22 protein-coding genes and 1 tRNA gene are annotated in these 20,393 nt (G+C 55.5%); 4 read left to right on the forward strand and 19 right to left on the reverse strand.

What is annotated here, in order from left to right; all coding sequences use genetic code 11:
- Window positions 1-24: 24 nt before the first annotated feature.
- The 8 genes from tig to C8273_RS07500 form a co-directional block, all read right to left on the reverse strand.
- Window positions 25-1,314: a trigger factor gene (tig, locus tag C8273_RS07465; RefSeq protein ID WP_106627113.1), complete on the reverse strand. Its 1,290-nt coding sequence runs from the start codon at window positions 1,312-1,314 to the stop codon at window positions 25-27.
- A 136-nt stretch (window positions 1,315-1,450) separates the two neighbouring features.
- A complete protein-coding gene (locus tag C8273_RS07470) occupies window positions 1,451-2,020 on the reverse strand; it encodes a GerMN domain-containing protein (RefSeq protein ID WP_407695408.1) in 570 nt (189 codons plus the stop codon).
- Window positions 2,021-2,049: 29 nt separating this feature from the next.
- On the reverse strand, window positions 2,050-3,096 hold the full coding sequence (locus C8273_RS07475; RefSeq protein WP_106627309.1) for an N-acetylmuramoyl-L-alanine amidase family protein: 1,047 nt from the start codon (window positions 3,094-3,096) through the stop codon (window positions 2,050-2,052).
- 22 nt (window positions 3,097-3,118) lie between these two features.
- Window positions 3,119-3,319, reverse strand: coding sequence for a DUF3006 domain-containing protein (locus C8273_RS07480; RefSeq protein ID WP_106627115.1), 201 nt, complete (start codon window positions 3,317-3,319; stop codon window positions 3,119-3,121).
- Entirely contained in the window at window positions 3,316-4,230 is a 915-nt protein-coding gene (locus C8273_RS07485; RefSeq protein WP_106627116.1) for a ComEC/Rec2 family competence protein, read from the reverse strand. Before C8273_RS07485 ends, C8273_RS07480 begins: the two co-directional genes overlap by 4 nt.
- Window positions 4,231-4,251: 21 nt before the next feature.
- Window positions 4,252-5,586, reverse strand: coding sequence for an NCS2 family permease (locus C8273_RS07490; protein ID WP_106627117.1), 1,335 nt, complete (start codon window positions 5,584-5,586; stop codon window positions 4,252-4,254).
- Window positions 5,587-5,645: 59 nt separating this feature from the next.
- Window positions 5,646-5,736, reverse strand: a tRNA-Ser gene (locus C8273_RS07495).
- 205 nt (window positions 5,737-5,941) lie between these two features.
- Window positions 5,942-6,622, reverse strand: a complete 681-nt coding sequence (locus C8273_RS07500) for a hypothetical protein (RefSeq protein WP_234343942.1) — start codon at window positions 6,620-6,622, stop codon at window positions 5,942-5,944.
- A 121-nt stretch (window positions 6,623-6,743) separates the two neighbouring features.
- On the opposite strand from C8273_RS07500, the gene C8273_RS07505 reads away from it, so the two are divergent.
- The gene (locus tag C8273_RS07505) at window positions 6,744-7,646 is read left to right on the forward strand and encodes a LysR family transcriptional regulator (RefSeq protein WP_106627119.1); all 903 of its coding nucleotides are present in this window, start codon (window positions 6,744-6,746) and stop codon (window positions 7,644-7,646) included.
- Window positions 7,647-7,721: 75 nt separating this feature from the next.
- On the opposite strand, the gene C8273_RS07510 is transcribed toward C8273_RS07505, so the two are convergent.
- Genes C8273_RS07510 through C8273_RS07540 form a run of 8 tightly spaced genes read right to left on the reverse strand, consistent with a single transcriptional unit; the run spans window position 7,722 to window position 16,277 of the window.
- Window positions 7,722-8,267 carry a flagellar hook assembly protein FlgD gene (locus C8273_RS07510; protein WP_106627120.1) on the reverse strand — a complete coding sequence of 182 codons (546 nt, stop codon included), beginning with the start codon at window positions 8,265-8,267 and terminating at the stop codon, window positions 7,722-7,724.
- Between the two features lie 19 nt (window positions 8,268-8,286).
- On the reverse strand, window positions 8,287-10,062 hold the full coding sequence (locus C8273_RS07515) for a flagellar hook-length control protein FliK (RefSeq protein WP_106627121.1): 1,776 nt from the start codon (window positions 10,060-10,062) through the stop codon (window positions 8,287-8,289).
- A gap of 48 nt (window positions 10,063-10,110) precedes the next feature.
- The gene (radA, locus tag C8273_RS07520; RefSeq protein ID WP_106627122.1) at window positions 10,111-11,487 is read right to left on the reverse strand and encodes a DNA repair protein RadA; all 1,377 of its coding nucleotides are present in this window, start codon (window positions 11,485-11,487) and stop codon (window positions 10,111-10,113) included.
- Between the two features lie 30 nt (window positions 11,488-11,517).
- Window positions 11,518-11,667, reverse strand: coding sequence for a hypothetical protein (locus tag C8273_RS12740; RefSeq protein ID WP_199821025.1), 150 nt, complete (start codon window positions 11,665-11,667; stop codon window positions 11,518-11,520).
- On the reverse strand, window positions 11,657-14,161 hold the full coding sequence (locus tag C8273_RS07525) for an ATP-dependent Clp protease ATP-binding subunit (protein WP_106627123.1): 2,505 nt from the start codon (window positions 14,159-14,161) through the stop codon (window positions 11,657-11,659). Before C8273_RS07525 ends, C8273_RS12740 begins: the two co-directional genes overlap by 11 nt.
- Before the next feature lie 13 nt (window positions 14,162-14,174).
- A complete protein-coding gene (locus C8273_RS07530; protein ID WP_106627124.1) occupies window positions 14,175-15,245 on the reverse strand; it encodes an ATP--guanido phosphotransferase in 1,071 nt (356 codons plus the stop codon).
- Window positions 15,235-15,765 (reverse strand): UvrB/UvrC motif-containing protein, encoded by a 531-nt coding sequence (locus tag C8273_RS07535; protein WP_106627125.1) that lies wholly within the window; start codon window positions 15,763-15,765, stop codon window positions 15,235-15,237. Before C8273_RS07535 ends, C8273_RS07530 begins: the two co-directional genes overlap by 11 nt.
- A gap of 59 nt (window positions 15,766-15,824) precedes the next feature.
- Entirely contained in the window at window positions 15,825-16,277 is a 453-nt protein-coding gene (locus tag C8273_RS07540; RefSeq protein WP_106627310.1) for a CtsR family transcriptional regulator, read from the reverse strand.
- 182 nt (window positions 16,278-16,459) lie between these two features.
- Between C8273_RS07540 and C8273_RS07545 the strand changes: the two genes are divergently transcribed.
- From C8273_RS07545 to C8273_RS07560, 3 genes are all read left to right on the forward strand, one after another.
- Window positions 16,460-16,687, forward strand: coding sequence for a hypothetical protein (locus C8273_RS07545; RefSeq protein ID WP_106627126.1), 228 nt, complete (start codon window positions 16,460-16,462; stop codon window positions 16,685-16,687).
- A complete protein-coding gene (locus C8273_RS07550) occupies window positions 16,684-17,085 on the forward strand; it encodes a type II toxin-antitoxin system death-on-curing family toxin (protein ID WP_106627127.1) in 402 nt (133 codons plus the stop codon). The genes C8273_RS07545 and C8273_RS07550 overlap by 4 nt, the downstream gene beginning before the upstream one ends.
- 461 nt (window positions 17,086-17,546) lie before the next feature.
- Window positions 17,547-17,768 (forward strand): nuclease, encoded by a 222-nt coding sequence (locus tag C8273_RS07560; RefSeq protein WP_106627128.1) that lies wholly within the window; start codon window positions 17,547-17,549, stop codon window positions 17,766-17,768.
- A gap of 139 nt (window positions 17,769-17,907) precedes the next feature.
- On the opposite strand, the gene C8273_RS07565 is transcribed toward C8273_RS07560, so the two are convergent.
- The 3 genes from C8273_RS07565 to queC are packed head-to-tail and all read right to left on the reverse strand — an operon-like array spanning window position 17,908 to window position 20,388.
- Window positions 17,908-18,888: a lysylphosphatidylglycerol synthase transmembrane domain-containing protein gene (locus tag C8273_RS07565; RefSeq protein WP_106627129.1), complete on the reverse strand. Its 981-nt coding sequence runs from the start codon at window positions 18,886-18,888 to the stop codon at window positions 17,908-17,910.
- Window positions 18,889-18,910: 22 nt separating this feature from the next.
- On the reverse strand, window positions 18,911-19,702 hold the full coding sequence (gene folE2, locus C8273_RS07570; protein ID WP_106627130.1) for a GTP cyclohydrolase FolE2: 792 nt from the start codon (window positions 19,700-19,702) through the stop codon (window positions 18,911-18,913).
- Window positions 19,702-20,388 (reverse strand): 7-cyano-7-deazaguanine synthase QueC, encoded by a 687-nt coding sequence (queC, locus tag C8273_RS07575; protein ID WP_106627131.1) that lies wholly within the window; start codon window positions 20,386-20,388, stop codon window positions 19,702-19,704. The genes folE2 and queC overlap by 1 nt, the downstream gene beginning before the upstream one ends.
- Window positions 20,389-20,393 lie beyond the last annotated feature (5 nt).

Genomic DNA, 20,393 nt, shown 5'->3' on the forward strand with positions numbered 1-20,393 from the left:
GTGTTCCTCCCCACAGGGGATCCCTTATGCCGTGATGTTGTCCACGATGAACTGCGCCGTTTTCTTGCGCAGAACAGTCGCAGCAAGGTCACTGACACGCCCCTGCTCCTTGATGATCTTCTGAACCTGCTTGGGCGTTGCTCCATAGGACAATGCCATCGCGTAGACCTCCTGATCAAGATCCCTTCCCTCGACCTTGATTCCCTCAGCCTTTGCGACCTCCTCAAGCATGAGATCCGTGCGGACGTTCTTCTCCGCCGTCTCACGATACTCGTCACGGATACGCGCCATATCAAGACCTGCATACTGGAGATACTGCTCAAGGCTCATCCCCTGCTGCTCAAGGCGCAGCGCCATTTCCTGAATCATCGCCGTAACACGGTTGTCCACCATGACCGGCGGTATCTCCATCGTGCAGTTATCCGTCGCCATGTCGATCGCCTTCGTGCGGCGCTCGACCTCAGCCTGACGCTCCGCACTCTCCGTGAGGTTCTTGCGGATATCTTCACGCAGCTCCGCGAGCGTCTCGAACTTGCTCGCCTTCTTGGCAAACTCGTCATTCAGCTCCGGCAGCTCGCGCGACTTGATGCTGCGCACCGTGCACTTGAATATCGCAGGCTTTCCCTTGAGGTTCTCTGCGTGATACTCCTCGGGGAATGTGACGCTGACCTCACGCTCCTCACCGATCTTTGCGCCGATCAGCTGATCCTCAAAGCCCGGAATAAAGCTGCCCGACCCGATCTGGAGCGGATAGTCTTCGCCCTTGCCGCCCTCAAACGCTTCGCCGTCCACGAAGCCCTCGAAGTCAAGCGTTACAAAGTCGTCCTTTTTGACTGCGGCATCTGCCGGTGCATCCACGAGCGTTCCCTGGTGCTGGCGCATCCCCTCGATCTGACGATCAATCTCCTCATCGGATACGGTGACCTCCGGCTTCTCCACCGTCAGCCCCTTGTAGTCGCCGAGCGTGACCTCGGGGCGCTGCGTGAATTTCGCCGTAAAGACGACATCCTTGCCCTCTTCAAGGGTCACGATGTCGATCTCCGGACGCGTCACAGGCTCCATGTTCTGTTCCGTCAGCGCATCCTCGAAGGCCTGCTGTGCAACGCCCTCAAACGCCTCCTGAACAATCGCATCCTTGCCGACAAAATTCTCAACGATCTTGCGCGGCGCCTTTCCCTTGCGGAAGCCGGGAATGTTGACGCGTGCGGAGATGCGCTTTGCCGCGCCGTCCGTCGCCTTCTCAAGCTTTGCCTGCTCAACTTCAATCGTCAGAGTGACCTCGCGGTTTTCACCATGCTCTGCCGTAACCTTCATTGTATGAAACAACCTCCTGCTATTTTCATATAGGAGCACGCAAACGCGTGTTCCCCCTGATGCGGACATGCAAAGAGCATAGCGCCCGCAATTCTATTTGTATCGTATCACAAAAATACGCAAATGACAAGCTTCCTTATTTCAGCAGCTCCGTCATGCGCGGGAGCGGCTCGGAGAGATCCAAATGCCCCGACAGCGTCTCTACAGATGCACCGTCAATGAGGATCTGCACCTTCTTCACCTCGGGGAAGTCCGTCAGCGTGTTCACAATCGAGCCGACGAGCATTTCTTCCCCCGTCGATCCACCGCTGAAGTTCTGCTGCAGCTCCTTTGAGAAGTCCACCGTGGCAACGCCGTCCTTTACGGTAACGCTGCGCAGCTTTGCCTTCTTTGGAATGACATTCGTCTGTCCCTTTTCCTTCGTACCCGTGAGGAGAGACTTGAGTGCAGCCGTATACTTATCCTCTTTTTCCAGCTTCACCGTACGGCTGACAGGAAGAAGCCCCGTGCCATCATCCCGTGGATAGTAGACATTCACCTTGACTTCCTTTGATGCTGCAGCAGCGGGTGCTCCGGCATCCTTTGTCTGCTCCGTCTGGGCGGCAGTTCCCGTCTGCGGTTCCTTCTGCTCATCTGTGCAGCCTGCCGTGAGGGCAAGAATGCCTACGGCACTGACCGCAGCAACGGTATGTGTCATCTTTCTCATTTGCAGAAACATCTCCGATGCTCCCCCCTTTACTCAAAATAACGCTCAATGGCATGAAACAGAGCCTGTGCGAGCGTCGCCTGATAATCGCCATCGGCAAGCAGTGCCTCCTCGTCGGGATTTGAGAGAAAGCCGAGCTCCACCAGTGAGGCAGGGATTTCCGTATGCCGCAGAAGATAGAAACGCGCGTATTTGACACCGCGATTGTAGAGTCCGCCCGCTGCCGCGAGTTCCTCATTGAGCAAGGTCGCAAAACGCTCATCCGCATCCGTCTTCGGATAGTAGTAGGTCTCCATGCCATGCGCCTCTGGGTTCGTGAACGAGTTGCAGTGTACGGAGAGGAAGAGTTCCGCCTCCGGGTGCGCAAGACTGACATCGACGCGTGCCTGAAGCTCCTGCGAGGCCGAACTGCCCGCATGGGATACATCCACATCCTCCGTGCGCGTCATAATGACCTCAGCACCCGCACGCCGCAGTAGTTCCTCTGTGCGCAGAGAAACGGCTAAGGCAACATCCTTCTCGCGTATGCCCGTGTAGCCGACTGCGCCCGAGTCGCTGCCCCCATGCCCCGGATCAAGGACAACCGTGTGCCCGCGTGCGGGACTGGGCGGCGGAGGCGGCAGAGGCGCAAGGAGATCGATCACGAGATACTCCTTTGCCTTTCCATGCGGATCGCCTGGCATGGTGTAGACACGATAGGCATCGGCATGGGAAAGTGCCTCTGCCGCATGGACAGTGAGAAGCGCATTGCGCTTTCCCACTGTCGTTGCAGTGATCTGTTCTGCAATCTTCCCGCTCGGAACGTACTCCTGCGGGAATTTTTTATCGAACTTCACATCCTCAAGTGAGATAATCAGCTCATTTTGCTCATTTAATTTGTATGTGCAGAAAAGTCCCGTGCGGTTCGTTCCGATCTGAATGCGCACGGCTGCACGCCCATCCACCTCCACCTCATGACTCTCTATGCTCATAAGGCGGCAGGTCTTCCCCTTTGCCTCGCCCGTTCCCGTCAAAAGGACTGTGAAACAGACAAAAAGTGCTGCCACGGTGAGCAGCAACCTTTCACTCCACCGCATCAATGCCAATAACACCTCCAGATCATTCCTTCAAGAGTTCCAGAGCCTCCGCCTCGGCAGCCTCCGTGGCTGCTGCGTCGCGCTCCATCGAGATCGTCAGATAGTCTCCCTCGGAGATATCTGCAGGGAGAAAACTGCGCGGGAAATTTACCTTTTCCATCGCGTCGCCGAGCAGAAGCACGGCGTATTTTCCTTCAAAGCGATCAAGATAAGCCGAAATCATTGTTTCTCCCCCTGTTCGACCGCAATCTTATATGTTTTTCCATCGCTCGTCACGGTGATTGTCCCGTTCACTGCCGTCACGTAGATGGGAATATTCAATGCGTGGTACTTCTTCATCGTCTCCTTGTGCGGATGTCCGTAGTCGTTGTTCACGCCGCAGGAGATGAGTGCCGCCTCCGGCTGCACAGCGCGCAGGAAGTCCGGCGAGGAGGATGTCTTGCTGCCGTGATGTCCGGACTTCAGAATGGTGCTCTTCACATTGGCATCGCCCACGGCAAGAATGTCCTGCTCCTCCTTCTTCTCCGCATCGCCCGTGAGCATCATGGAGAAATTTCCAAAGACGAGCCGCCCGACTACGGACTCATTGTTTGGGTCGTGCTTATATCCCTTGACATTCCCCTGTTTCACAAGATCGGCAGAGGGGGCAAGCACCTCGAACACGGCGCCGCCGCCCAGATCAACGCGATCCCCCGCAACCAGACCCTTGCGCTCGATCTTCTTTTCCTTCAGCTTTTTCACATAGCCGAGATAGAGCTTCGAGGTCGAGGGCATGCCATTGTCGTAGACCATACCGACCGTGTACTCATCGAGCAGGACATCCATGCCGCCGATGTGATCGGCGTGCGGGTGCGTGAGGATAACAGTGTCGATCTTCTTGACATTTGCCTTTTTTAGCTCCGTGCGCAGCTTGTCACGCTCATCCACATCACTCGTATCGACGAGGATATTCTTCTCACCCGTCTGGATGAGAATGGAGTCCCCCTGCCCAATATTGAGCACCTTGACCGTGATCTCTCCCTGCGCCGCCTGTGCATTCGACGCATCGGAGGCGGGTGCGGATGTACAGCCCGCAAAAAACTGTGCTGTGAGGAGCACTGCGCCCGCAAGGACGGATGCAAGCCACCGTTTCATTTGCAAGTCCCTCCCCGTACGTTACGAACGCAGTGCCAGATTGATCAGAAAGGCAATGGACACGAGATACATGATCCAGCTGACCTTCTTGTACTGCCCTGCAAAGAGTTTCATGATCGTATAGCTGATGAAGCCGAACGCAAAGCCGTTCGCAATGCTCGACGTGAGCGGCATCATGATGATCGTCAGGAATGCCGGAAGTGCATTCGTAAAATCACTGAAATCAATCTTGCCGACCTCGGACATGAGCAGTGCGCCGACGAGGATCAGCGCGGGTGCCGTCGCAAACGCGGGCACAAGTCCGATGAGCGGCGTAAAGAGGAGAGCGGCAAGGAACAGCCCCCCCGCTGCGACCGCCGTAAGCCCCGTACGTCCGCCGGCGGCAATGCCCGCCGCACTCTCGATGTAGGATGTGACCGTGGACGTACCGAATACGGCGGACACCATGGTACCAACCGCATCCGTCGTCAGAGCCTTGTCGATGTTTTCGATATGCCCGTCGGGCTTGACCATCTTCGCCTTTGTGGTAAGGCCGATCAGCGTCCCCATATTATCGAACAGCTCCACCACCGTAAACGTAAAGATGATGGAAACAAGACCGTAGTTCCACGCACCTGCGAGATCGAGCTGACCGAACGTCGCTCCCATGTGCGGAAGCGACGTGCTGATGATATCGCCAAGTCCCTGCGGCGCAGGCGTCATACCGAGCAGCATCGCAAGAATCGTCGTGACAAAGATGCCGATGAGGATCGCACCGTGCACATTGCGTGCCATGAGTGCCGCCGTAAAGAGCAGCCCGAAGAGCGAGAGCAGTGTCGTCGGTGCGGTCACATGACCGAGCGAAACATACGTCGCGGAATTCTCCACGATCAGCCCCGTCCCCTTGAGTCCAATGAATGCAATAAAAAGTCCGATGCCGACGCTGATCGCGAGTTTCAGATCGCGCGGTACGGCATTGATGATCGCCTGCCGAATCCCGCCAATCGTCAGAATGAGGAAGAGTACGCCCGAGAAGAACACCGCGCCGAGCGCGACCGTCCAATGAAGACCGAGCACACCGCAGACGTAGTAGGCAAAGAACGCATTGAGTCCCATGCCCGGCGCAAGCGCAACGGGATAGTTCGCAAATGCGCCCATCGCCAGAGAGGCGAGTGCCGCAATCCAGATCGTCGAGGCAATCGCCGCGTCCTTTGGAATCCCCGCATCCGCGAGAATATTCGGATTGACAAAGAGGATGTACGCCATTGCAATAAAGGTCGTTACTCCTGCAAGCAGCTCCGTGCGCACGGTCGAGCCCTTTTCGCGGATTTTGAAATACCGCTCGATAAAGGATGGCGGCGTTCCCTGCATCTCCATGTAAACATCTCCTTGAAAACGAAAAATAAAAAAAGCCCGATAAAGGCTTAGGATAGAAATGGCGGAGTGGGAGAGATTCGAACTCTCGCAGCGGTTACCCACTCTAACGATTTAGCAAACCGTCCTCTTCAGCCTCTTGAGTACCACTCCATATTCACTTCTCGCGCTGTCTGCGACATGAGATATATTAACAGAACATATAGAACTTGTCAAGATAAAATTATGCAGCCGATCGCGCAGCATACAGAGCTGCATAGACCGCATATATGAAAAAAAGAAAGTTCCCTCTGCTCTGCCGCTCTTTCGCAGAAGCAAAGGAAACCTCCCCGCATGAATCATTTTGTTGAAACAGATCTCACCTGTCGTCCTTCTTCGCCTTGATAAATGCATCGAGAAGCTCATCATACAGACGGAGATGGCGCTTGATGATCGCAAAGCTCTCCTCATCTACAACGCCGGCGCTGTCATGTGCAACTTCCTTCATCCATTTTTGACCTTCTTCCAGAACGCCGCGATAGCCGAGCTTTTGGATTTTTTCGGTCATCTCATCATAGCTGAGGTAATCTTTTTCACCGCGCAAAGCCAAGGAAATATCCGACGTGAACAACTGCATCTCCAAATGAGATAAGCCTTTGACGGCTTCATACCAAGCACGCTGCTGCTCGACCGGAGCGTCATGCGGCGGGAAATATACAACGTGATCGGCATCATAACGCAGACCGATGAAATGCCACCGATACTCCTCGTCGGGAATACCGAGAGGATTCCTCGGGTTCGACTCTTTCTCCGCTGCCTTCTCCGTCTGGTCGGACTGAACCGATGAAAGCACCGACGCAAAGTCGCCCGCATTATGTTTCTTTGCACCTTGCGTCTGATTCATCCGCCCAAGAACATCCGTTGACGTTTGCTCGATTCTCATGATCCTCTTCCTTTCATTTTTATATAACAAATTATATTTTACCCTATCAAATATATCGTTTTTCACAAAAAAAAAATTAACCTTGGAAATTTCATGCAGACTGAGTACTTTCTGCATAAGCGCATATTATACCAATCGGTAATAAAAAATATGAAAAAGCTATATAGATAATTACTTTTTCTACATTGTATGTTACTCTTTCTACAGATATAATAGAATACCAGAAAGGAATGACTGAATGGAACTTGCACAATTAAAATACTTTCAAGTTATGGCAAACATCCGCCACTACACGCGCGCGGCGCGGATGCTGGACGTGACACAGCCCGCACTCAGCCGCTCGATGGCAAAGCTGGAAAAGGATCTCGGCGTCCCCCTCTTCAAGCGTCACGAGGGCGAGATTGAAGTGACGCCGGAGGGAGAACGTCTCCTGCGCCGCGTGGATCGCATCCTGCGCGAGGTGGATAGTGCCCGTGAGGAAGCAAGCAACGCGAATGCGGAGGTCTCAAAGGAGTTCCGCCTCTCCTTCATTCACTCACTCGGCAGCTATGTTCTGCCGCATATACTGCAGGACTTTCGCGCACTCTATCCCGATATCCGCATCCAACTGAACCAGCAGGATTCGGCGACACTCGCGCAGCAGGTCGCCGCCGGAGAAACGGATCTCTGCCTCTGCTCCACGATTCCAACGACGGAGTACAGCGCCTGGGTCTATCTCTGGTCAGAGGAGCTTTTTGTCACGGTTCCGCTCGGACATCCGTTTGCCGAGCGAAAAAGAATCAATCTGAATGAACTTGTGGATGAGCCGCTCATCGCAATGAAGAGCAGCTACAGCCTGCGCATCCTCGTCGACCAGTTCTTCGACCTCGCGGGCATTCATCCAGAGATCACTTTTGAGGGGGATGATGTGTCGACGATGTCGGGGCTGGTCGCAGCGGGGCTCGGTGTGAGCCTCCTGCCAAAACTCGCAGGGGTCGAGCATCCGGAGCTGCGTTACATCCCCGTCTCGTTCCCGATTTGTAAGCGAGCAGTCGGTGTTGCCTGGAACACGCAGCGACAGCTCCCCCCACCTGCGGTCTGCTTCCAGCAGTTCCTGATCCGGCGTTTTGACAGTCCAAGCGATAAAGCACAGACAACCTAGTGATTCCCTTGTCTTACTCACAAAAAACCGTGAGGACACACGAGATGCGTCCTCACGGTTTTTATGCGATGATCCTCAGGGCGATGCCTTGAGACGACCGACGCGCACAATCTGCGAAACCTGAACCTGATGCGACTCGCCGTTCACGTCGGCAATGACGCTCGGCTGACCGTCGGAGATGCTCACGCCGATGATCTTGCCCTCGTAGGTCTTTGTCGTTGGCTTCCCATCCTTATCCTTAATGACCTTTCCGTTGCTGTCCTTTACCTCGGTTTGCCACTGGACAGGCTGACCGATCATACTGCTCAGCTGACCGACGAGGACGGAGGAGTTGATGTTATCGACGATCTTCGACACATTCTCAAGCCCCTTGGAGACGTTCGTCATCTGTTCGAGTGCGGAGAACTGTGCGAGCTGCGAAAGATACTCGCTGTTGTCCTGTGGATCGAGCGGATCCTGATACTTCATCTGCGTGACGAGCAGTTTCAGGAAAGCATCCTTTCCAAGAGCGTCGTTCTTCTTGTCCTTCGCTTTCGCCTGATTCTGCGCTGCCTCGTAGTCAGACAGTTTCTGGGTTACGCCGCCGACCGTGATTGTATTCAGTGGGTTTGAACTTGCCACGATATTTCCTCCTCAACCGTTATACACGATAGTCTACGCCGTCTGCACTGACGCTGCCGCTGTGCTCCTCTGCTGTCATCGCAGGCGCAAGCGTGTCAATCTCATCGAGATAGTCGTCAGCATCGCCACGCCCATAAATGCGTGTCTCACCGCGGTGACTGCTCTGCTGCTGCCACGCTTCCTGTCCTTGCCCCTGCGGCATCTGCCCATCCGTAAGTCCTGCGTAGACACCAACGCGGTCGACCTTGAGTCCCTGATTGTTCAGTTCCTGCCGGAGTTGGACAAGGGAGTTCTCGATCACGTTGCGCACTTGAGCATTGTCGCTGTGGAAGGATGCCTGCACCGCACCGTTCGAGCCGACCGAAACACGCAGGGTAAGCTCACCGAGGTGTTCGGGATGCAGTCGAATGACCATCTGCGTATCATTGAGCGTGCGCAGGAGCCTCGCCTGTTCCACGATCTGACGCGGGATCTCATAGTCCGGCTGGGGACGCTGTGCGTCCTGCGTCTGCACAGGAGCCTCAACCTCCTGCGTTGGAAGTGGAGTTGTTCCCAGCTGTGCCGCAATGGGCTGTGCGGGCTGCGGTGCTGCCGTCTCCGTCGTACGCGACGGAAGCTCGAACACCGTGCCCGATGCCATGCGCACATCCTGCTGTCCGCTTGTCGGAAGCTGCTGCTCCTCCTGTGCGTCGCTCTGCTGACTTGTCGTATCGCCCTGCGTCGTATCATGGCGCATGGTACGCTGTGCAAGCACGGTCAGCGGATTTGCCGCATCCAAATTCTCATCTGTTACGAGATTGTTGCCGACGAGTTCCGCAGCCCAACGCGTTCCAAGCTGTACGGGTTCTGCCTGTGCGCGCAGGAGCGGTGCGGCAATCGTCTCTGCCGTTACCTCCGTGTTTGGCTGCGGCGCAAGCACCGATGTATTGAGCGTGCTGCGCTGTGCTGCATTCTCCCCATTCTCTGCAGTGGGTGGCGTGGGGAGGGTATCTGCCGCAATGGCGGGCATATTTTCCTGCGCCACAGGCACTTCCGTGTTTGCCGCCACACCCAGCTTGGCAGACAACGGCGTATCCAGTGCCGCAAGACGCAAAACAGACGCATCGACATTCTGTGTCGATGCCGGAAGCACCTGCCCTTCTTGCGCACCGATCTGCTGAGCAGGTGCGTTGGGGGATACTCCAGCATTTTCCGGTACGAGTGGCTGCCCCTCAAGTGCAAGGAGAAGGTTGCTGTTCTTCGCCCCCTCCGCCGGCACCTGCTGCAGAAGGTTCTGTACGGCATTCTTCAGCTTCGTATCACCGAGCTGATCTGCTGTCAGCCCATACCGCTCAAGAATTTCTGTGAGCGCGGCATCCAAGCCCTCGTTCACATCCGTATCGATCTGTGCAGCATCCACATTGACGAGTGCTGCAAGTGCCGCTGCGGCAATGGGATCGGCAGCCGCATCATCCGCAGACAATACCTTTGTCTTTTCCGTCGCGGGCTCGGCCTGTTTTTCATCGGCAGCTTTCGGCGTTTTCGCCGTCACATCCTGTGTGTCCTGCGACAGCGCTGTGCTTTCCGTCTGCGCCACATTCCTCTGTGCCGCAGAGCCGGAGCCATCACGCGTCTCTGTCTTTGCCGCTTCTGCGTCAATTCCCTTTTGCAGAGCACCAAATGTATCGCTGAACGAATTCTTCCCTGAGGTTGTTTGCGCACGATTCTCTGCGGATCCGACGCGCCCCTTCGGAGCCCCTGCTCCCGCAGAGATCCCATCTGCTGTCGCTGCAGCCATGAGATTACCTGCATTCATCTACACATCACCTCTTCTATCTTTTTATCGGAACGAATCCCCTATTTCTTAAATGTTTTTTGGCATGGCACATTTCAGTGCGTCGCCGATTGTCTCTGCACCAAAGAGCTGCATATCCGTGAATTTCCCTGCAAGCTGCCGATAGTTTTTCATGGGCAGAACGGCAGCGCGAAAGCCCAGCCGCCGCGCCTCGGCGACGCGCAGCTCCGCCTGTGAAACGGCGCGCACCTCACCCGAGAGTCCGACCTCACCGCAGACAACGGTATGCGGACGCGGCAGACGGTTGGCAAAACTCGATGCCATCGCAACGCTGAGTGCGAGATCGGCGGCAGGCTCATCGAGCCGTATGCCGCCCGCGACCTTCACATAGACATCGGCGGCTCCAATGGGCAGCTTCACGCGCTTTTCGAGCACGGCGAGCAGGAGCTGGATGCGCTTTACATCCACGGAATCCGCCGTGCGGCGCGGCGGCTGATACGGGGTCGGAGCAACAAGCGCCTGCACCTCAACGAGCAGGGGACGTGTCCCCTCCACCGTCGGCACGATGATCGATCCGCTCTCCATCGCACGCTCCGAGAGAAAGAGTTTCGATGCGTCGGGCACATCGACAAGGCCGACATCGCGCATCTCAAAAAGGCCGAGTTCATTCGTGCTGCCGAAGCGGTTCTTCACGGCGCGCAGCACGCGGTACTCGGCGTTGCGCTCCCCCTCAAAGTAGAGCACGGTATCGACGATGTGCTCAAGGACACGCGGCCCCGCAAGACTGCCCTCCTTGGTTACATGTCCAATGACGAAGACGGCAATTCCTGCCGTCTTTGCCACGCGCATGAGCTCCATTGCGCACTCGCGCACCTGCGAGACACTGCCGGGTGCACTCTCAATGTCGGGACGATACATGGTCTGAATGGAGTCGATGATGAAGAGTGCAGGCCGCTCGCGCTCCACATGGGCACAGATCGCATCGAGGTTCGTCTCACTGACGACGAGAAGGTCATCCGCAATCGCCTGCAGACGATCCGCGCGCATGCGAATTTGCCGCGCGCTCTCTTCCCCCGTCACATAGAGGACACGCTGCCCTGCACGCGCAATATCCGCCGATACACGGAGGGTAAGGCTCGACTTGCCAACCCCTGGATCGCCGACAATGAGTACCATAGAGCCCGGAATAACACCGCCGCCAAGCACGCGGTCGAGTTCGCCCGATCCGGTCGAAAAGCGCGGCAGATCCTCCACCGCAATATTCCCGATTGGCTGCGGCGGCTCTGCGCTGCCTGCGCCGACTCCGCGACGCTCCTCGGCAGGAGGAGCTACAATCTCTTCCACAAGCGAGTTCCAAGCACCGCAGCCGGGACATTTTCCCATCCACTTTAAGGTATCATAGCCGCATTCCTGGCAGACGTATGCCGTCTTTTTTTTCTTCGCCATAACAACTCCTACAAAAGAAAGGGACTGCGGTTACAGTCCCTTCCGTTTCCGATGTGTCAGCATGCGAAATGCCGAACGCGCGAGCCAGTACAATGACCAGCCCAGATTGAGGAGAAAATCGCCGATGCGCCCCGCCTGTGTCGGCGGGGCGAGCACATTGCGCGATCCCTCAGACTTCATGATACGATGCCTTCTTCTCATTCTTCGCGCGCTTATTGCGGCTCGTATCCTTCTTTACAAAGTCCAGTCCGTCACCAGACTTGCGCACAGAGATGATATCTCCTGCCGTAAAGGCGCGTGCCAGAATACGCTCGGCAATTTCGTCCTCGATATTCTTTTGGATGGCGCGGCGCAGCGGACGTGCACCGAATTTGACATCAGTGCCCTTGGAGATGAGAACGCGCTTCGCCGAGGGGCTGATCTCAATGTTGATCTCCTGCTCGGCAAGCCGCGCCTTCACATCACACAGCAGAATGTCCACAATCTTCGTCAGCTCCGGCTCACCGAGGGCATTGAAGACGATCATATCGTCCACGCGGTTCAGGAACTCGGGGCGGAAAAGCTTCCGCACCTCCTCCATAACGCGCTTCTTTGTACGCTGTTCATCCGTATCCATCGCCTGCTGACCAACGGAGAAGCCAATCGTCCCCGTTGTTGAGCGCAGATGGTTCGCCCCCGCGTTCGAGGTCATGATGATGATGGTATTGCGGAAATCCGTGACCGTGCCCTGTCCATCCGTGAGGCGCCCATCCTCAAGTACCTGCAGGAGCATGTGAAAAACATCGGGATGCGCCTTCTCCACCTCATCAAACAGAACGATGGAAAACGGCTTCTTGCGGACAGCGTCCGTAAGCTGGCCGCCCTCCTCGTAGCCGACATAGCCCGGAGGCGCACCGACCAGACGTGCCGTCGTATGCTTCTCCATGTACTCGGACATATCGAAACGAATGATCGCCTCCTCCGTTCCGAATACGGATTCCGCGAGCGCGCGCGCAAGCTCCGTCTTGCCAACTCCCGTAGAGCCAAGGAAGAGAAACGATCCAATCGGACGGCGCGGATCCTTCACCCCTGCACGCGCACGGCGCACTGCCTTGGAGACGGCACGCACTGCCTCCTCCTGACCAATGACACGGCGCCCGATCTGCTTTTCAAGGGCAAGCAGACGATCCGACTCCTTCGCCGCAATGCGCTGCACGGGAATGCCTGTCCACTGTGCCACAACATCCGCGATATCATCCTCCGACACAACGATCTCCGTATGCTGATCCTCCCCCCGCCGCGCTGTCTCAAGCTGTGTGCGCAGCTTTTGCTCACGGTCACGCAGACGCGCTGCCGCCTCATAGTCTTGGGCGTCAATCGCCGTCCCCTTTTCCTTTACGACCTCTGCAATCTCCGTGCGCAGCCCCATGATCTGATCCGTGTCACCGATATTCTTCATGCGTACGCGCGACGCTGCTTCGTCCATAAGGTCAATCGCCTTGTCCGGCAGACAGCGATCCGTAATATAGCGCTTTGAGAGGCGCACCGCTGCGTGTACGGCGGCATCCTCAATGTGCGCACGATGAAACTCCTCATATTTGCCGCGCAGACCGAGAAGGATCTTCTCCGCATCCTCCTCGCTCGGCTCCTCAACCATGACGGTCTGAAAGCGACGCGCAAGTGCACTGTCCTTTGCAAAATGCTTTTTGTACTCACTGAGCGTCGTTGCGCCAATGATCTGCATCTCCCCGCGTGCAAGGGCGGGCTTCAGGATATTCGCCGCATCCAGCGAGCCCTCCGCCCCGCCGGCACGGATGAGCGTATGGATCTCGTCGATGAATAGGATGATATTCTTCGCCTTGATGACATCATCCACGACATTTTTGAGACGTTCCTCAAACTCACCGCGGTACTTCGTCCCTGCAACAAGTGCTGTCATCGACAGCGTGACAACACGCTTATCCTCCAGCAGGAACGGCACTTCACCGTCCGCAATGCGCTGCGCCAGCCCCTCGGCGACGGCAGTCTTGCCAACCCCCGCCTCTCCGAGGAGGATGGGGTTGTTCTTCGTCCGCCGCGCGAGGATCTGAATGACACGATCAATCTCCGCCGCACGTCCGATAACGGGGTCAATCCCACCCGTACGCGCAACGCCGACCAGATCTCGCCCGAACTTCTTAAGCGAGGCGGGAAGTCCTTTGCCCTCTCCCTTGGATGGCTTTCTGCGCACAGCCTTCTCCTTGGACTCCTCCGCATCGCTCATACGCGCCAAGACATCACGCCGCAGCTCCTCGATGTCGACGTCCATCTCCTCAATCGTACGGACTGCCGTCCCTTCGGCCTCCGTGAGCAGACTGAGCAGAATATGTTCCGTCGTCACAAAGGAACGCTCTTCGCGTGCGGTATCAATCGCCCCCTGCATGACACGCTGGGCACGCCGCGTATAGTACGGAACTTCCTCAGAGGGGTGCAGGACATCCTGAAACCCGTCCGATGCGCGAATCACTTGCTCCGCACTGTCGTAATCCACGCCAAATTTATCCAGTGCCGTCGCCGCAATCGTATCGCGCATGTGAAGAATCCCCAGCAGAAGCTGGCCTGTTCCGATATACCCCTTGCCGCGCCGCTGCGCGATGTATTGTGAAAACTCTACGGCTTTAATCGCCGCCTGTGTAAAAAATTGACGGTAGTTCAAGCTGTCCCCCTCCTCATCCCTGTGTTCGATATTTTTGTAAGATCGCGCGCACACGCGTAGCGCGTATGGCACTGATTTCCCCCGCAGATAAATTTTCGTTTTCTGCAAAATACTTGAGATGACCGTCGCGTGCCGCAACAATGATCTCCGAATATGCGGCCGGCATTACCTCTTTGATGATTCCACGGTCAATGCCGTAGCGCATACGTGAGACAAGTGCAAAAAACTCCTGCTCTGTCAGCGAACGCGCGTAGGACAGAATGCCAAAGGAACGCCATACGCCGTCCTCCACACCGTCCTTGCCAAAGTAAGACAGTGCCTTACGGGCGCGCCGCTCATGCGAAACGATCTCCCCGACAGCAGCCTGCAGATTCTCGATCATCTCCGCCTCCGAGTACCCAAGCGTGAGCTGGTTCGAAATCTTGTAGAGATGTGCACCTTCGCCAATCCCCTCAAGCGGGTGCACCCCCAAGCCAAGCTGCGGCGTTGTGTTGACGATATTCTCTATGTTGCGTGTGTAGACCAGCCCCGGCAGATGCAGGATGACAGAGGCACGCAGCCCCGTCCCGAGGTTCGTCGGATATGCCGTCAGATACCCCATTGTCTCGTCAAAAGCAAGATCCAGATGCTCCTCGATAAAGTCATCCACACGCGACGCCATTTTGAACGCTGCGGCGAGCGAAAGCCCCGGCGTCATGGACTGGATGCGCAGATGATCGTCCTCATTGACAAGGATACTGACGCGCGTGTCCGCGCTGATGTACGCCATGCGATGAGGCTGTTCCTCTGCAAATTTCTCACTGATAAGCCGTTTTTCGATCAGCACCTCCCGCTGAAGTGCACTCATCTGATCGAGTACGATCCGATCAAATGGCTGTCCAAATTCCGTGTCAAGATCCGCAAGCACCGCATCCAGCATCTGCTGAATCTGTGCCAGCTGCCCCAGATCGGCTCGCCCGGGGAACGGAAGCCCCACCAGATTTCGTGCAAGACGCACACGGCTCGAAAGGACGACATCACTGTCCGCCCCCTCCGTACCGAACCATGAGAGTCGACCACTCCGGAGAAGCTCCTCAACTGCCATAGGACTGCTCCTCCATCCGGCTCTCCAGTGCACGAATCCGGTCGCGATACTCCGCTGCCTTCTCATACTCCTCGCGCGCAACCGCCTCCTTCAGACGGGCACGGAGCTGCTCCGACTCCCTGCGCAGCATAATCGAACTCCCCGAGCGGTGCGGAATCTTGCCGCGATGAACACTCGACCCGTGAATCCGCCGCAGAAGCGGCGTCATCTCATGATGAAACGTCTCATAGCAGACGGAGCAGCCAATCTGCCCCGTCTGCGGGAAATCCTGAAACCGCATCCCGCAGTTCGGGCATGTGATGTGTGGTGCATCCTCCTCGATCTCATTCTCCTGCTGATTGCTGCCAAAGATCCCCCTCAGGAAATCCTCTGCCGACACATTTCCCTGCTGCGCGCGGAGAATGGACGCACCATAGCGTGCAGCACAGCTCATACATATATTCTTTTCACTCCGACCATCGGGACCAATCTGCACAATATGCACAATCGCATCATTTTTGCCGCATTCCTCACAAATCATTGTGTTTCCTTCCATCATCCTCAGAATAATATAGTTTTTCCTATTTATATATCGAGCAGCTATCTGAAGTTCTCTAGCGTCAATATCATTGTTTTCAGCATTTGCACACGCTCCTGTGCGGCAAGTGTCTCCGACTGAAAGAGCCCCGTTATCATCTGCATGAGCAGCGCAGCCTCACGCGTCTCCACCATCCCATGTTGGGTGAGGTAGCGCACCATGGACTGCACCGTCTCCATATCCGTGTCCTCATTGATCTTTGACAGCATATCCTGATAGACGAGATCACGCAGCGGCACCTGAACAATGCGTATAAAGCCGCCCAGCCCGCGCCGCGACTCCACCACAAATCCCTTATCCTGCGTAAACCGCGTGGAGAGCACATAGCTGATCTGCGATGGTGCGCATGAAATCTCATCCGCAATATCCGTCCGCCGCAGCTCGACCTGTCCATCCTGCCGCGTGGCAAGCTGACGCAAGATATAGGATTCGATCATATCGGCAATGTTGCTCATCATATCACCTGCTTCTGTACTTCTTAATTGTGCTTTTCTCTATTATATTTGATTTTTTGACTTTTGGCAAGTACCAATTATGACGCTCAAAATATTTATGTCAAGTTTTTTCGCATCGCCGCAATTTTTATTGCGTATTTGCGAAAAAAGATGTTATTATCAAAAAACAAGAGGTACATGTTATGACCGTTGGGAGTCGCATACGAGAGATTGCAGGCAGAGGAAATAAAAAGGAGAACTACACCATGAACACAAATCCGCAAAGAAACAAATCACAGCGTTCCATAAACACAACACAAAACATACAGACAAGCCGCAACAACCCAGCCTTGGCACAAAAGATACAAGAAGTATCCATGCGCATTATGAAGGAGAATTATCAGCTCTATAAGGACTTAGAGAACAAATGAGTGATATCGGCTCTGCCATTCAATTTCTTCTCAATGACATCATTGATTTTCATGAAGCATTGGAACAGGCTTTTGCGATGGAAAAAGGGATTCACGATCAAGGGCTTTTGGAGTCCGCTGTTCATACGCCGTTCCAGACATTCGGCGGAGTTGATCTATATCCGAGTGTATTTGATAAGGCTGCCCGCCTTTGTTACGGTCTCGCAAAGGATCACCCATTTCGAGACGGCAACAAGCGCACAGCGCTTCACAGCATGCTCGTCTATCTCGGCGTTCATGACATTTATCTTCACTATGATGCTGCCACGCTGGAAGAAATCATTATCTCGATCGCTGACGGCAGTATGTCAGCTGATGAACTATCGTTGTGGTTGAAAAATAATCATGTACATGTATAGAGAGACTGAACGTATCTTCGACGGGATTGTAGGCAAGTGATACGGTAGACAAACGGTAGACAAATCCATAAATGCAGTTCTGTAAGCCCTTGTATCTCAAGGGTGCAGGGGCTTTCGTTCTGTTTTATTTGTTTTGACTTTTAGCAAGTACCAATTATATCAAGGAGAAAATAAAGGAATCACTGATAAAATGACGTCCGTCGGATTGGTACAGATTTTTTGTCCTGCCAAGGAGACAAACCGGACGCATAGCCAAAGCTATGTGGAGGATTTGTCGACAAAGGCAGGGCGAAAAAGATGTGCTAAGACGGCGCGGCTGAATTTATCAGTGCTTCCTAAATTTTTGCGATCTGATGTTTTCCTATATGATGAGCGTTTTTGTAGAAATTTTTAGCGTTATACTTGCAGTCTGATAACTTTTAGAGCATAATCGTATATCAATAGAAAGAAGGAGAATACGTATGCTTAGGAAAATTGCACTTGCGACGCTTGCCGCCGTTACACTCTCTGCAGCGACACCTGCGCTCGCAACGGACTATCTCGCCAACACGAAGTCGGGCAAGTTCCACTATGCGACCTGCCGAACGATCAAACATCCCGACGCGCCGCACTTTGTTCCCTACAGCTCACGCGAGGCGGCGATTGCCGACGGATACGAACCGTGTGGCGTGTGCCGTCCGTAAGATAATGAACCAGTCTAGAGAATCGCTGATAAATTCAGCCACGACATGTTAGCCGCATATTCTTGGAATTTCTAAAATCGGAGCATTGCATGAAGTTAGAACGCTTCATGCGATGCTCCGATTTTTTTACAACGATCAATCAATACCGTCGCAAAAATTCACGTCCGAAGACGGTGACGGTATAGTAGAATCCGATGAGGAACGGGAGGTATTCGGCGATGAGACGCCAGCAGACGGCGACGATGCCGACGGTGCCGGCGGGAACGGTTGCAGCAAAGAGGAGGACGAAGCCGCCCTCGGCGATGCCGGAGCCGCCCGGCGTCGGACTGAAGTAGAGGAGCATGTTGAGGAAGATCATGCGTCCCATAACGGTATACCAGTCCGCATCCGTGACGCCAAGTCCGAGCAGGAGGCACGGAACGACGGCATAGATACAGAGGAGGTTCAGTCCGGACTCGACAAAGACGACGAGCATCTGACGCGGCGCACCGAGAAGGAGCGAGATGGCGCTCTTCGTGTCACGATAGAGTCCGAAGAGCTGATGCCGCTTCTTGTCGCGCAGCCGGCGTGCAATCCAGACGACGATATAGTCGAGAAAGCCGCGCCGTGCGCCTACGACAATGAATACGATCCCCAAAAATGCCGCAAGCGTAATCGCCATCAGAATGTCATTCGATACGCCTGGCACGATGCCCTCATCGTGCAGAAATATAAATGGCATACAGAGTGCGAGGAAGAAGATCGAAAGCAGTGTACGCACGATGACAAGCACTGCCGCCTTGCCCGTAGGCACACCCGCGTGACGCAGGAACATGACCTGCGCCACCGCGCCGCCCGTTGCCCCCGGTGTGAGGAGCGCAAGGAAATAATTGCCGAAGATTACCTGTACTGCTTGGTACAAGGTGATTTTTTCGTTGGAGATCTTAACGAGGTGCATGAGGCGGCTGCCGTCAAAGAACATGCCCAGCCCGACGGCAAGGAGTGCGAGGAGAAGCGACCACGAGTGAAAGCGCGTCAGATTGTGCAGTGTATTGATGTCGACTGTCGTGTAGATAACGGCGGCAGAGATACCGACAACGAGCGTAAGGAGTAGGAGAAAACGCCGTGCAAATTTACTCATGCCCTACGCGCTCCCCCTTCCCTTACTCGGATATGTATTCTTCATGCGCCGCAAAGGCGTTGTGGTTATGAATGGACTCCTCATTCTCGCATTCGAGCGAGAAATAGGCAAGTCCCGGCTGTGCGCGCAGGGCGAGAACCGTGTCGCGCAGAATGTCCTCAACGAATTTCGGATTCTCATACGCCGCCTCGGTAACATACTTTTCGTCCGCGCGCTTTAAGAGCGGGTAGATGGGTGCCGATCCCTGCTGCTCAAGCAGCGCTGCCAGTTCCTCGATGTAGATGCACGGAACACCCTCCTGATAGCGGAGCCGCACGCGCGCTGTGGAACGCTGATTGTGCGCTCCGTAGGCAGAGATCTCCTTGCTGCACGGGCAGAGCGAGGTGAACGACATAGAGAGTCCAAGCTCAAACCGCATTGGCTCTCCGCGCCGCTTGCGCCCCGTAAAGGAGGCATCCACGTCGAGCAGCGAGGTACGCCCGCTGACGGGCGCCCTCTTTTCGATAAAATACGTAAACGCGAGCGTGACCTCAGCCGCCTCGGCATGGAGACGGTCAAGCGCCTCCGTGAGCATCGCGTCCATCTCCTCCTCGGCGAGCGGTTTCTCGCTCCACGGCAGGAGGATTTCGAGGAAGCGGCTCATGTGCGTGCCCTTAAATTCCATCGGCAGAGAGACCGTGAATGCAATGCGTGCGAGCACCTGCTGATAGCCGCCCGCCTGTTTCTTGATGAGGAAGGGCAGCCGCACTTCCTTAACCCCGACGCGCTGAATTGCAATGCCGCGTTCGTCCTCACGGTTTTGAACATCCAGCATCATCGTACTCCTGCCGCATACGGGATCGGGTCGCGCCGTCCCGCCTCGGCAAAGCCGCGCAGACGCAGGAGACAGCTGTCGCAGACGCCGCACGCCTCCGCCCCCCCCCGATAGCAGCTCGTCGTCAGCTCATAGGGCGCGCCGAGCTGCGTGCCGAGACGGATGATCTCGCCCTTCGAGAGATGTTGGAGCGGGGTTTCAACGACGATGCGCCGTCCGCGCTCGGTGGCAGCTGCCGTCGCCATATCTGCCGCCGCTTGAAATGCCGCGATAAATTCGGGACGGCAGTCGGGATAGCCCGAGTAGTCGACGGAGTTCACGCCGATATAGAGATGCGCCGCACCCACGCGCTCCGCATAGCCAAGCGCATAGCTCAGGAAGATGAGGTTGCGCGCGGGCACATAGGTCACGGGAATATCCGTGCGGTCTGCGTCCCCATCGGGTACGTCAATGCTCTTGTCCGTGACCGCAGAGCCGCCGACCGCATCCATATTCGTCTCGATGATGAGATGCTCCGCCGCGTGAAAATGTGCGGCAATACGCTTCGCACAGTCTACCTCGCGGTCGTAGCGTTGATGATAGTTGAAGCTGATCGGATAGAGCTCATAGCCCGCCGCCTGTGCGACCGCCATACAGGTACAGCTGTCAAGCCCTCCCGAGAGCAGGATTACCGCCTTTTCCCCCATATTTT

Source organism: Candidatus Centipeda massiliensis (assembly GCF_900290285.1).
In the GTDB taxonomy this organism is placed as follows: domain Bacteria; phylum Bacillota; class Negativicutes; order Selenomonadales; family Selenomonadaceae; genus Centipeda; species Centipeda massiliensis.